11 protein-coding genes and 1 tRNA gene are annotated in these 12,125 nt (G+C 62.6%); 4 read left to right on the top strand and 8 right to left on the bottom strand.

All coding sequences use genetic code 11. The features are described from left to right. Positions 1–115 precede the first annotated feature (115 nt). Both G7020_RS18030 and G7020_RS18025 read left to right on the top strand, forming a co-directional pair. Entirely contained in the window at positions 116–1,126 is a 1,011-nt protein-coding gene (locus tag G7020_RS18030; RefSeq protein ID WP_181086518.1) for a carbon-nitrogen hydrolase, read from the top strand. Continuing rightward, the gene (locus G7020_RS18025) at positions 1,123–2,160 is read left to right on the top strand and encodes an AraC family transcriptional regulator (RefSeq protein ID WP_181086517.1); all 1,038 of its coding nucleotides are present in this window, start codon (positions 1,123–1,125) and stop codon (positions 2,158–2,160) included. Before G7020_RS18030 ends, G7020_RS18025 begins: the two co-directional genes overlap by 4 nt. Before the next feature lie 2 nt (positions 2,161–2,162). Here G7020_RS18025 and G7020_RS18020 read toward each other — a convergent pair whose 3' ends face one another. From G7020_RS18020 to G7020_RS18000, 5 genes are all read right to left on the bottom strand, one after another. Continuing rightward, positions 2,163–2,315, bottom strand: a complete 153-nt coding sequence (locus G7020_RS18020; RefSeq protein ID WP_181086534.1) for a hypothetical protein — start codon at positions 2,313–2,315, stop codon at positions 2,163–2,165. A gap of 18 nt (positions 2,316–2,333) precedes the next feature. Continuing rightward, the gene (locus G7020_RS18015) at positions 2,334–2,483 is read right to left on the bottom strand and encodes a DUF2474 domain-containing protein (protein WP_181086516.1); all 150 of its coding nucleotides are present in this window, start codon (positions 2,481–2,483) and stop codon (positions 2,334–2,336) included. Between the two features lie 23 nt (positions 2,484–2,506). Next, positions 2,507–3,514 (bottom strand): cytochrome d ubiquinol oxidase subunit II, encoded by a 1,008-nt coding sequence (cydB, locus tag G7020_RS18010; protein WP_181086515.1) that lies wholly within the window; start codon positions 3,512–3,514, stop codon positions 2,507–2,509. A gap of 2 nt (positions 3,515–3,516) precedes the next feature. Continuing rightward, a complete protein-coding gene (locus tag G7020_RS18005; protein ID WP_181086514.1) occupies positions 3,517–4,956 on the bottom strand; it encodes a cytochrome ubiquinol oxidase subunit I in 1,440 nt (479 codons plus the stop codon). A gap of 180 nt (positions 4,957–5,136) precedes the next feature. Further along, positions 5,137–5,213 (bottom strand) — tRNA-Asp (locus tag G7020_RS18000). A 346-nt stretch (positions 5,214–5,559) separates the two neighbouring features. Here G7020_RS18000 and G7020_RS17995 point away from each other — a divergent pair. Next, entirely contained in the window at positions 5,560–6,168 is a 609-nt protein-coding gene (locus G7020_RS17995) for a type II secretion system protein N (protein WP_258189386.1), read from the top strand. Between the two features lie 4 nt (positions 6,169–6,172). Beyond that, positions 6,173–8,434 carry a type II secretion system secretin GspD gene (gene gspD, locus G7020_RS17990; RefSeq protein ID WP_181086533.1) on the top strand — a complete coding sequence of 754 codons (2,262 nt, stop codon included), beginning with the start codon at positions 6,173–6,175 and terminating at the stop codon, positions 8,432–8,434. Between the two features lie 14 nt (positions 8,435–8,448). Here gspD and G7020_RS17985 read toward each other — a convergent pair whose 3' ends face one another. The 3 genes from G7020_RS17985 to G7020_RS17975 all read right to left on the bottom strand — a co-directional run bounded on the left by G7020_RS17985 (position 8,449) and on the right by G7020_RS17975 (position 11,813). Next, on the bottom strand, positions 8,449–9,660 hold the full coding sequence (locus tag G7020_RS17985; RefSeq protein WP_181086512.1) for an O-succinylhomoserine sulfhydrylase: 1,212 nt from the start codon (positions 9,658–9,660) through the stop codon (positions 8,449–8,451). Between the two features lie 46 nt (positions 9,661–9,706). Next, positions 9,707–11,212, bottom strand: a complete 1,506-nt coding sequence (gene purF, locus G7020_RS17980; protein WP_181086511.1) for an amidophosphoribosyltransferase — start codon at positions 11,210–11,212, stop codon at positions 9,707–9,709. Positions 11,213–11,300: 88 nt separating this feature from the next. Then, a complete protein-coding gene (locus G7020_RS17975; RefSeq protein WP_181086510.1) occupies positions 11,301–11,813 on the bottom strand; it encodes a CvpA family protein in 513 nt (170 codons plus the stop codon). Positions 11,814–12,125 lie beyond the last annotated feature (312 nt).

The following is a 12,125-nucleotide window of genomic DNA, read 5'->3' as shown; positions in this document are numbered from 1 at the left end:
CAGGCTCAATGATCGAAACTGACAACTGCCTGACCCAATCGAGCCGGAAGGCTTGGCAATCGCCAGGCAAGTGCCTAGGCTCGCCGTATCCCCTTCACTGAAAAGCCCTGATCCAATGCGTCTGCGTACCAAGCTGCTTATCCTGACCGTACTCGCCTTAGCCGCGCTGGTGGTCTATCTGAACTGGACTGACGACCGGCGCAGCGGGCCGCTGTTGTCGGACCTGCGCACACTGCCGATCAGCAGCCAGGGGCTGCCAGGAGCAGCGGGCAACCTGCTGGGGATCGAAACCCGTCTGCTGCCCGCCGATTACCAGAGCCGCGAACGCCTGCATATGAAGTTCGCCACCTACCTCGATCAGGCCCGCGACGCCGGCCTGATCGGCCCCCGGACCATCGTCGTACTGCCCGAGCATGTAGGCACGGGTCTGTTCGCCCTGGGTGAAAAACCCGAAGTCCAGCAGGCACGAACCCTGCGCGATGCGATGCAATGGATGGCCCTGAGCAATCCCTGGGACTATTTGCGTGCCCTGTTCGACAACACCAGCGAAGATCGCCGCACCGAAGCGGTGTTGCGTATCAAGGCGCCACAGATGGCCGAGGACTACCAGCGCATCTTCGCCGGTCTGGCAAGGGAATACGGTGTAACGCTGGTGGCCGGCTCCATCGTGCTGCCCGAACCCCAGCTGCAAGCGGGCCGACTGAAGGCCGGTACAGGCCCCCTGCGGCAGGTCAGCCTGGTCTTTACGCCTGCTGGCGAGCCCATCGGGCCACTGCACTACAAGACGGCCCTCAGCCGTTATGAACGCCGCTACAGCCAGGCCCCCGAAAGCCAGGAGGTCACGCTGCTGCATACCCCGGCGGGACGCCTGGCGGTACTGCTCGGTTGCGACGGCTACACGCGCAGCCTGCCCGCCACCACCGAACTGCTCGCCCTGCCGGGCGTCGATGAGCGGGAAGCGAACGCCTGCGTGCCCCTAGAACCGCAGGATACGAACCTGCCGCGCATGGCCGTGCGCACCCTTGGGCTGCCCTGGAACCTGCTCGGTTCACCGCGAAAGCCGGCACAGCGTACCTCTGGCGAGCCGGTCCAGTTGCACAATCTCTGGCTGCCGGAGCGGCCATGAAGCAGCCACGCATACGCCTCGGCGATCTCTCGGTGGGCTTCGTGCATAGCCTGGACAGCGCCCTGCGGGAAAGGCAGATCGACCCGCGGCCTTTGCTGGAAGCCTATGGCCTGGACGCCGCACGGCTGGCCGAGCCTCATGCGCGGCTATCCATTCCGCGCTACATGCGCCTCGGTCATGCCGCCATGCAACTGACCGGCGACCCGGCGCTGGGACTGGAAATGGGCCGACTGCGCAAGGCCGGCCACCTGGGACTGGCCGGCATCGCCGCGACCCAGGCACCCACCGTACGTGAAGCGGCGCGAGCCCTGATCCGCTACGAGCTGCTGTATGCCTCCAACTATCGCGGCGCATCGGAGTTTCACGAGGATGCCGAAGGTGCCTGGCTGCGCTTCTATTCCATCAGCCCCTACAACAGCTACAACCGCTTCGTGGTGGATACCGTACTGGCCAGTTGGATCACCCAGCTGAGCGCTGTGGCAGACTGCCCGCTGCAGCCGAGTGCGGTACAGATCGAGTTCGAACGCCCCGATTACGCCGCCCGCCACGAGGCCTTTTTCGCGCAGCCCGTGCTCTTCGCCAGCGAACACAACCAGCTGCGGCTGGACAAGGCTGCCCTCGCCCGACGCAACCCGGAACACTGCCCCGGCACCTGGCAGCAGCTGCTGGAGCTGTGCGAAGCGGCCCTGGAGCAACGCACCCGCACCACCAGCCTGCGCGAGCGAGTCGCACAGATACTGGCGCAGATGCTCAAGGGGCAGGAGCCGGATCTGCAGCAGATCGCCCAGCGCCTGCAATTGCCGCCCTGGACGCTGCGCCGCCGGCTGACCGAGGAAGGCAGCAGCTACCGCGCCATTCTCAACGACACCCGCCGCGACCTGGCGATGGCCTACATTCGCGATACCGAACTGGCATTCGGCGAAATCGCCTGGTTGCTCGGCTTCTCTTCAGCCGAAGCCTTCCAGCGCGCCTTCAAGCGCTGGAGCGGGCAGACGCCCGGTGACTATCGACGCACACAGCGGCGCGCCGAGTGAACTCACAGCTCGAAGGCATCCTCAGCCGGCTCCGGCCCATCCTGCTCAGCCGCGTGCCATTCGAGAAGTTCGTCAAGATAATCATCCATAGTGGATTCCTCCAAGTTGGTCGTCTTGGTACTAACAAGGTCCATGCCATCCTGACCAACCTTCATGACAGAAACATGATTCGCTCACGGCGCAGTAAGCCCGGCAGCCGTCATGAACTGACGCAGCAACCAGGCCAGCACACCCAGCGCCAGCACACTGGCGCACCAGATCGTTACCAGCCAGGCCATGCGCTGCCATAGCGGCTTTGCACCATTGGAGTGTTTTTCCGGCATACGAGGCTCCATCATGGGGCAGATCAGTGATAGCCATCCTCGGCGCTGACCTTGCCGCGAAACACGTAATAGCTCCATGCGGTGTACATCAGGATCAGCGGAATGATCAGCAACGCCCCTACCAGCGTGAAGCCCTGGCTCTGGGGCGGCGCGGCGGCTTCCCAGATGCTCACCGAGGGCGGGATGATGTTCGGCCAGAGGCTGATGCCAAGCCCGCTGTAGCCCAGGAAGATCAGCGCCAGGGTGTACAGGAACGGCGAATAGTGAGCGTAGCGCGCGATAGAGCGCAGCAGCCCGAAGGTACAGAGCAGCACCAGGATCGGCACCGGCATGAAGAAGATCAGGTTCGGCATGCTGAACCAGCGCTCGGCGATGTCTGGATGTGTCAGGGGCGTCCACAGGCTCACCACCCCGGTCACGGCCAGCACCGCCCAGACCAACGGAATGCCGATATCGTGCATGCGCTTCTGCAGGTCACCGGCGGTCTTCATGATCAACCAGGTACAGCCCAGCAAGGCATAGGCGACGATCAGCGCAATGCCGCAGAACACCGAGAACGGCGTCAGCCAGTCCAGCGGGCCGCCGGCATAGGCGCGATCCACGACCGGAAAACCGTGAATGAAGGCTCCCAGCGCGACCCCCTGAAAGAACGTCGCCACCAGCGAGCCACCGACAAATGCCTTGTCCCAGACATGCTGGCGGGCGGCACTCGCCTTGAAACGGAACTCGAAGGCGACCCCACGAAAGATCAGCCCCATGAGCATGAAGATGATCGGCAGGTAGAGCGCCGACAACACCACCGAGTAAGCCAGCGGAAAGGCCGCGAACAGCCCCGCCCCACCGAGTACCAGCCAGGTTTCGTTACCATCCCAGACCGGCGCCACGGTATTCATGGCCACATCGCGTTCGGAGCTATCGGCCAGAAAGGGAAAAAGAATGCCGATGCCCAGGTCGAAGCCATCCATCACCACGTACATCATGATGCCGAAGATGATGATCACGGCCCAGATCAGCGAAAGATCGATACCCATGCTCAATTCCTCTCGCCCAGTTGGTCGCCCTGCTCATGGCCAATCGCCTCATCCGCAGCCGAGATAGGCCTGGCCGGTGTGCGTTGTTCACCCGGTCCGCCAGTGCCCGTGCTCTTGCCTTGGTGTGGCACCGGCCCCTTGCCGATCAGGCGCAGCACATAGACGAAACCGACGCCGAACACCGCGAAGTAGATCAGCACGAACAGCGCCAGCGTCAGTCCCAGCTGTTCGGCACTGTGGCTGGAAACGCCATCGGCAGTGCGCATCAGCCCATAGATCACCCAGGGCTGTCGCCCGATCTCGGTGGTGAACCAGCCGGCCAGTATCGCGATAAGCCCGGACGGCCCCATGTACAGCGCCAACCGCAGAAAGGGCCGCGACTCGAACAGCCTGCCGCGTCGCCGCAGCCAGAAGCTCCACACGCCGGTCACGATCATCAGCAGGCCCAGCGCGACCATGATCCGGAACGTCCAGAACACGATGGTCGAATTGGGCCGGTCTTCGGGAGGAAAATCCTTCAGCGCTGGAATCGGCTCGGTCAGGCTGTGTTTGAGAATCAGGCTGCCCAGGTAAGGAATCTCCACCTTGAAGCGGGTCTCTTCCCGCTCCATGTCCGGCCAGCCAAACAGCAACAGGGGGGTCGGCTCACCCGAGGAGTTATCCCAGTGCCCCTCCATCGCAGCGATCTTCGCGGGCTGGTGCTCCAGCGTGTTGAGGCCGTGGAAATCGCCGACCAAGACCTGAATCGGTGCCACGATCAGCGCCATCCACATCGCCATCGAGAGCATCTTGCGGATGGCCGGGTTGTCGTTGCCACGCAACAGATGCCAGGCCGCCGAAGCGCCCACCATGAAGGCCGTGGCGAGAAACGCGGCAATCGCCATGTGCGTCAGACGATAGGGAAACGAGGGGTTAAAGATGATCGCGAACCAGTCCACCGGCACCACGATGCCATCGATGATCTCGTGCCCCTGCGGGGTGTGCATCCAGCTGTTGGAGGCCAGAATCCAGAAGGTGGAAATCAGCGTTCCGACCGCCACCATCACCGTGGAAAAGAAATGCAGCCCCGGCCCGACGCGATTCCAGCCGAACAGCATGACGCCCAGAAAACCCGCTTCGAGAAAGAACGCGGTCAGCACTTCATACGCCAGCAGCGGCCCGGTCACACTGCCGGCGAACTCCGAAAAGGCGCTCCAGTTGGTCCCGAACTGATACGCCATGACGATGCCGGAGACCACGCCCATGCCGAAGTTGACGGCGAATATCTTCAGCCAGAAGTGATAGAGGTCGCGGTACACCTCATGCCGGGTCTTCAGCCACAAGCCTTCCAGCACAGCGAGAAAACTTGCCAGCCCGATGGTGATCGCCGGAAAGATGATGTGAAAGGAAATGGTGAAAGCGAACTGGATACGCGCAAGCTCAAGCGCTTCCAAACCAAACATTGCCATCCCCCTCGTCAGTGAGCCACCTAGGCATTACTGACAGCGGAAAACGGCAAGGGTGCACCGCAGGCGCCGATCCGTCGAAGGCAGAGAGGCATGAATGGGGGAAGTGGAAAACGAAAAAAGCGACCCGAAGGTCGCTTTTTCGTAGCTTCCAACACTTGCGTGAGAAAGCGAATATGGCGCAGCGGACGGGACTCGAACCCGCGACCCCCGGCGTGACAGGCCGGTATTCTAACCGACTGAACTACCGCTGCGCGTCGGTCGGACTTGCGTCCGTTTCACAAGACCAGTCAGCTGTTGCAACTGGCTATCACCTTGTGAGGCGCGCAATTTACGCATCCACCCGAACCAAGTCAACAGCCCGACCGATTTTTTTATTCAAAACAACGGCCTTTTGCAATCACCGCCGGGATTCACCCTGTATCGGGCACCTTTTGCCGGAAAAACAGTCAGTTGCACTGGCATGGCCAGCACCTTCAGCGTTCCCTCTATTCGCTCTCGATTGCCAGCAATGCCCGCACGCCTCTTCCAGCGTCAGCGCGGTCTCGCACCCGGCTGCCTGGCATGGGTTGTCACAATCCGGCTTACGGAGCGCCCGGCTTGGCTTTCCCTACGGCACTGCACAAGGCAAACCGGCACGCGCCGCTGATCGCGAGCGCGGTTATCGTCGTGCTGTTCGGCCTCTACCTCGCAGGCCGCATCAATGACTGGCTGCAGCTTGAACGCACACCACCCGCACCGGTCGCCGGCAACAGCCAGCCAGCAGGCGTCGCGCCGGATATCCAGCGTATGGAAAGCCTGTTCGGAGCACCACCCGAACAGGCCCACACCAGCACCTTTTCCGGCTCCGAACTCGCCCTGCATGGCAGCTTCGTGCATGCCGACCCTCAACGCTCCACAGCCATCATCCAGCGGGCGGGCCAGCTACCACAGCTCTACAGGATCGGCGAAGAACTTGAACCCGGCCTGAGTCTGCACAGCGTTCACCCAGACAGGATCGAGGTGCTGCGCGAGGGTCGAATCGAGAGCTTGCATTTCCCCAGCACGCGCTCCGCCTCCGCCATGACGGACTACAGTGAAGAGGCCATGCCAGCGGAGCAACCGGATCCGCAAGCGCAGTTGCTGGACTCCCTTCGCCAGCAGATGGAAGGCGTCGCCACACCGACAGAGAACGCGCCCGCCGATCAACTCTCCACGGAAGATGACTGAACTGATGCCGCCTTTTTCCTCTCGCTCGCTCATCGCATTGATCGCCGCAGGCCTGCTCTGCGCACCCCTGCCGTCGCTGGCCGCCGAGCCCGGCGTCGAGCCTGCCGAAGCACAGCAGGATGGCTGGACGATCAACCTCAAGGACGCCGATATTCGCGCCTTCGTGGACCATATCAGCCAGCTCACCGGACAAACGTTCATTGTCGATCCGCGTGTCAGAGGGCAGGTCAGCGTGGTGTCATCGACCACGCTATCGCTGGCCGAGGTCTACCAGCTGTTTCTTTCGGTGATGGCCACGCACGGCTACAGCGTGCTGACCCAGGGCAACGTGGCGCGCATCCTGCCCAATGCCGAGGCCAAGACCGAAGCGGGCGGCGGGCCAAGCGGTGGCGACCTGCTGGAAACCCGCGTCATCCAGGTGCAGCATTCCTCCGCGACGGAATTGTTACCGCTGATACGCCCTCTGGTTCCGCAATATGGCCATCTGGCAGCCGTCAGCTCCGCCAATGCACTGATCATCAGCGACCGCAGTGCCAACATCGCCCGCCTGGAAGAGTTGATTCGCCAACTGGATCGCGCCCAGAGCGGCGAGCACAGCATCGTGGATCTGCAATACGGCTGGGCGACGGATATTGCCGAAGTGCTGCGCAACACCCTGGCACGCGGCGAGGCCCAGGATACGGCGGGCGCGCAGATCATCGCGGACTCACGCACCAACCGGCTGGTCTTTACCGGCCCGGAACAGGCCCGGCAGAAGCTCGCCAGCCTGGCGCAGACACTGGACACACCCAGCACCCGCTCGGCCAACACGCGGGTGATCCGCCTGCGCCACAATGATGCAAAAGCACTGGCCGAAACCCTCGGTGACTTCTCTGAAAGCCTCGCCGCGCCCGCAGAAGGCGAGATGACCAGTGGACGCATCCAGAACACCCTCATTCGCGCCGATGAAAGCCTCAATGCGCTGGTGATGCTGGCCGAACCGGAGCTGCTCGGCATGCTCGAATCCATCGTCCGCCAGCTCGACATCCCGCGCGCGCAGGTCATGGTCGAAGCGGCCATCGTCGAGGTCTCCGGCGACATCACCGACGCCCTCGGCGTGCAATGGGCGGTGGATGCACGCGGCGGCACGGGCGGCGCCGGCGGCGTCAGCTTCGGCAACACCGGGCTCTCCATCGGGCGCGTGCTCAATGCGATCAACGACAACGAGATTCCCAGCAACCTGCCCGACGGCGCCATCATCGGCATCGGCACACGCAGCTTCGGCGCGCTGATCACCGCGCTGTCGGCCAACAGCAAAAGCAACCTGCTCTCCACCCCAAGCCTGCTGACGCTGGACAACCAGGAGGCGGAAATCCTCGTCGGCCAGAACGTCCCCTTCCAGACGGGCAGCTACACCACCGACGCCTCCGGAGCGAACAACCCCTTCACCACCATCGAGCGGCAGGATATCGGCGTCACACTCAAGGTCACGCCGCATATCAACGAGGGCGCCACGTTGCGGCTGCAGATCGAGCAGGAAATCTCCTCCATCGCCCCCAGCGCCAGCCTGACGGCGCAGGCGGTCGATCTGGTCACCAACAAGCGCTCGATCAAGAGCACCATTCTTGCCGAAGACGGCCAGGTGATCGTGCTCGGCGGGCTGATTCAGGACGACGTGACCCAGACCAATTCCAAGGTGCCGCTGCTGGGTGACATTCCGCTGCTGGGCGCGCTGTTTCGCTCGACCCAGGAAACCCACGTCAAACGCAATCTGATGGTGTTCCTGCGGCCAACTGTCATTCGTGACCGCGCAGGGCTGGCGGCGCTTTCCGGAAAGAAATACAGCGACATACGGGTTATCGAGACCGACTCCGGCAGCCCGAGCATCCTGCCCGCAACGCCCGAAAGGCTCTTCGACGGACAGGGTCAGCCGGCACCCGCCATCGACCTGCGCTCCAGCGAGCCCGAGCGCCGCAGCGTTGCACCCGCAACGCAACCGGCAGCGCCAGCCTTCAGCACGCCGGCCCGCGCCACGGAACCTGCAGCCGCACGGAGCGGATGGGCCATACAACTGGCGAGCCTGAGGAATCTCGATAATGCGACAGCGCTTCGGGACAAGCTGACCGCAGAGGGCTTCGATGCCTATATCCAGACATCCATGGGCCTGTATCGCGTATTCGTCGGCCCCTTCAGCGAACGTGCCGAGGCCAATCGCCTGCGCACGCAGCTGTCTGACGAGCAGAGGCTGGATGGGTTTGTCGTAAAGCTAGGGCCCGCCAGCGATTGACGGGCCCCTGGGTATCAGAGCGCAGCCAATCCCCTGGCCAGGTCGGCCTTGAGATCGGCCAGGTCTTCCAGACCCACGGCGACACGGATCAGACTGTCACGAATTCCCGCCGTGGCACGCTCTTCCGGCGAGAGACGACCGTGGGTGGTCGAACCCGGATGGGTGATGGTCGTCTTGCTGTCCCCCAGGTTGGCCGTGATGGAGATCAGCCGGGTCGCGTCGATGAAACGCCAGGCCCCATCCTTGCCGCCGACCACGTCGAAACTCAACACGGCGCCGAAGCCTTTTTGCTGCCGCTTGGCCAGTTCATGTTGCGGGTGGCTGGGCAGGCCGGCGTAATAGACCTTTTCGATGCCTGGCTGCTGTTCCAGCCACTGCGCCAGCGCCTGCGCGCTGGCGCAATGAGCCTGCATGCGCAGACGCAGGGTTTCCAGCCCCTTGAGAAACACCCAGGCGTTGAACGGGCTCAGGGTCGGTCCGGCGGTGCGCAGGAAACCCACCACTTCCTTCATTTGCTCGGCACGACCGGCAACCACACCACCCAGGCAGCGACCCTGACCATCGATGTACTTGGTCGCCGAATGAATGACGATGTCAGCACCCAGCGCCAGCGGCTGCTGCAGGGCCGGCGTGCAGAAGCAGTTGTCCACCGCCAGCATGGCGCCCTTGGCATGGCACAGCTGCGCCAGCGCCTCGATGTCCACCAGCTCGGCCAGGGGGTTGGAAGGCGACTCGACGAAGACAAGCCTGGTATTGGCCTTGAAGGCCGGCTCCCAGGCATCCACATCAATCAGCGGTACGTAATCGACTTCGAGCCCGAAACGTTTCAGGTATTTCTCGAACAGCGAAACAGTGGCGCCGAAGACACTGCGTGACACCAGCACATGGTCGCCCGCCGAACACAGGCTCATCACCATCGCCATGATCGCCGCCATGCCGGATGCCGTGGCAACGGCCTGCTCGGCCCCTTCCATGGCGGCAATGCGCTCTTCGAAGGCGCGCACGGTGGGGTTGGTGTAACGGGAATAGACGTTGCCCGGAACCTCGCCGGCAAAGCGTGCCGCCGCATCGGCAGCACTGCGAAAGACGTAGCTGGAGGTGAAGAACAGCGGCTCTCCATGTTCGCCCTCGGGCGAGCGATACTGGCCGGCGCGCACCGCCAGCGTGTCGAGGCCGACGCCCGACAGGTCACTGTCCAGCCGACCCGCGTCCCATTCGTCAGTCATGATTTCATTCCACTCGGGAGCGAGCGCGGTTACCGCCCGCTCGCATTCAGTTGTTGTACAGGTCGATGATGGCACTGCTGACCGCCGCCTGGCTCTTGCTCAGGTCGTTGCGGGCCTGTTCGATCCGGTGCAGGTAAGCATCGTCGATATCACCCGTCACGTATTTGCCATCGAATACCGCGCAGTCGAAGTGCTCGATCTTCACCTTGCCGCCGCCCACTGCATCCACCAGATCCTCCAGATCCTGATAGACCAGCCAGTCGGCACCGATCAGCTCGGCTACCTGCTCGGTGCTGCGCTCATGGGCGATCAGCTCGTGGGCGCTTGGCATGTCGATACCGTACACGTTCGGATAGCGCACGGCAGGCGCCGCGGAACAGAAATAGACATTCTTCGCCCCGGCCTCGCGCGCCATCTGGATGATCTGCTTGCAGGTGGTGCCGCGCACGATGGAGTCGTCCACCAGCATCACGTTCTTGCCACGGAACTCGAGGTCGATGGCATTGAGCTTCTGCCGCACCGACTTCTTGCGCGCCGCCTGACCGGGCATGATGAAAGTCCGACCGATATAGCGATTCTTCACGAAGCCTTCGCGGAACTTGACGCCCAGGCGGTTGGCCAGTTCCAGGGCTGCGGTGCGGCTGGTATCGGGAATCGGGATCACCACGTCGATATCGTGCTCGGGGCGCTCGCGCAGGATCTTGTCGGCCAGCTTCTCGCCCATGCGCAGGCGCGCCTTGTAGACCGAGACGCCATCCATCAGAGAGTCCGGGCGCGCCAGGTAGACGTGCTCGAAAATGCACGGCGCATACTGCGGGTTGGCCGCGCACTGGCGCGTATGGAGCTTGCCATCGGCGGTGATATAGACCGCCTCGCCGGGCGCCAGGTCGCGAATCAGGGAGAAGCCCAGCACATCCAGCGAGACGCTTTCGGAGGCGATCATGTATTCGACGCCCTGATCGGTGTGGCGCTGGCCGAACACGATCGGGCGGATCGCATGGGGATCACGGAAGCCGACGATGCCATAGCCGGTAACCATGGCCACCACGGCATAGCCGCCGACACAGCGCTCATGCACCTTGGCCACGGCGGCGAACACGTCTTCCTCGGTGGGCTGCAGCTTGCCGCGCACCGCCAGTTCATGGGCGAAGACGTTGAGCAGCACTTCCGAGTCGGAATTGGTATTGACATGCCGCAGGTCCGACTCGTAGATCTCCTTGGTCAGCTGATCGACATTGGTCAGATTGCCGTTGTGCGCCAGGGTGATGCCGTAGGGCGAGTTCACGTAGAAGGGCTGCGCCTCCGCCGAAGTAGAGCTGCCAGCGGTGGGATAGCGGACATGGCCAATGCCCATGTTGCCGACCAGGCGCTGCATATGACGCTGCTGGAAGACATCGCGGACCAGCCCGTTGTCCTTGCGCAGGAACAGTTTGTCGCCGTCACTCGTCACGATGCCGGCGGCATCCTGTCCGCGGTGTTGCAATACGGTGAGTGCGTCGTACAACGCCTGGTTGACGTTCGACTTACCGACAATGCCGACAATGCCACACATGCAGGGACCTCTCAGTTATTACAGGCTGATCCGGACAGGACGCCGGGCGCAAACCCGGCGGCGGGCCGTGGTAAAAAAGATGCTCGTCTCAACCGGAGGTATCGAGCGAGCCGGTCATCCACTGGCTACCGAACCCGAGAATCAGGTTCTTCGACCAGTCGGCAATCAACAGAAAATGCGGTAGCAGCACCGACTCGCGCCACCAGGGATCCTGCTGTACAGGTGCAAGACTCAGCAGGCCCACCAGCACCACGATCAGCAGCCCGCCTCGGGCCGCGCCAAAAACCATTCCAAGAAAACGATCCGTGCCGGACAGCCCGGTCACTCGAACCAGTTCACCAATGAGAAAATTGATCAGCGCCCCTACCAGCAGTGTCACCACGAACAGAATCGCGCAAGCCGCGATGACCTGGAACGAAGGCGTGCTGATGTATGCGGCGAGATGGTGAGACAGCGCACCGCCGAACATCCAGGCAACCACACCAGCGACAATCCAGGTGAGCAGGGAAAGCGCTTCCTTGATGAAACCGCGTTTCAAACTGATCAGGCTGGAGATGACTACAACGGCGACAAACGCCCAATCGACCCAGGTGAACGTCACGGGGTTTCCTGCACAGGGGAAAAGCGGCGCATTTTAGCAGAGCGACTGCCGAGGAGTAACAGGTCGTTGAAAAAGGCTATGTCCCGATGATGTGATGCGGGCCTGTGAGGGAGGAGTTCTTTGTGGAAACGGCTTCAAGCGCGAATATCCGAGGTGCAGACTCCTGTAGGTCGAATTAGCCGAAGGCGTAATCCGACATTGCGCGTAACCCGGCGAATGACCTCGACTCCACCCGTCGGGCCGGTGAAGCGTGACCCGACCTACAACAGCGCAGAGCCCGCTTTGGCTTTGTAGGTCGAATTAGCCGAAGGC

Source organism: Stutzerimonas stutzeri (assembly GCF_013522825.1).
In the GTDB taxonomy this organism is placed as follows: Bacteria; Pseudomonadota; Gammaproteobacteria; order Pseudomonadales; family Pseudomonadaceae; genus Stutzerimonas; species Stutzerimonas stutzeri_AK.
Note: the sequence above shows the minus strand (reverse complement) of the source record. Positions and strands in the feature narration are given on the sequence as shown.

Bases quoted from the DNA above. Each gene is read 5' to 3' on its own strand.
- G7020_RS17985 (WP_181086512.1), bottom strand. From the start codon at position 9,660: ATGACTGACGAATGGGACGCGGGTCGGCTGGACAGTGACCTGTCGGGC.
- G7020_RS18030 (WP_181086518.1), top strand. From the start codon at position 116: ATGCGTCTGCGTACCAAGCTGCTTATCCTGACCGTACTCGCCTTAGCC.
- G7020_RS18015 (WP_181086516.1), bottom strand. From the start codon at position 2,483: ATGCCGGAAAAACACTCCAATGGTGCAAAGCCGCTATGGCAGCGCATG.
- purF (WP_181086511.1), bottom strand. From the start codon at position 11,212: ATGTGTGGCATTGTCGGCATTGTCGGTAAGTCGAACGTCAACCAGGCG.
- cydB (WP_181086515.1), bottom strand. From the start codon at position 3,514: ATGGGTATCGATCTTTCGCTGATCTGGGCCGTGATCATCATCTTCGGC.
- G7020_RS18025 (WP_181086517.1), top strand. From the start codon at position 1,123: ATGAAGCAGCCACGCATACGCCTCGGCGATCTCTCGGTGGGCTTCGTG.
- G7020_RS18005 (WP_181086514.1), bottom strand. From the start codon at position 4,956: ATGTTTGGTTTGGAAGCGCTTGAGCTTGCGCGTATCCAGTTCGCTTTC.
- G7020_RS18020 (WP_181086534.1), bottom strand. From the start codon at position 2,315: ATGAAGGTTGGTCAGGATGGCATGGACCTTGTTAGTACCAAGACGACC.
- gspD (WP_181086533.1), top strand. From the start codon at position 6,173: ATGCCGCCTTTTTCCTCTCGCTCGCTCATCGCATTGATCGCCGCAGGC.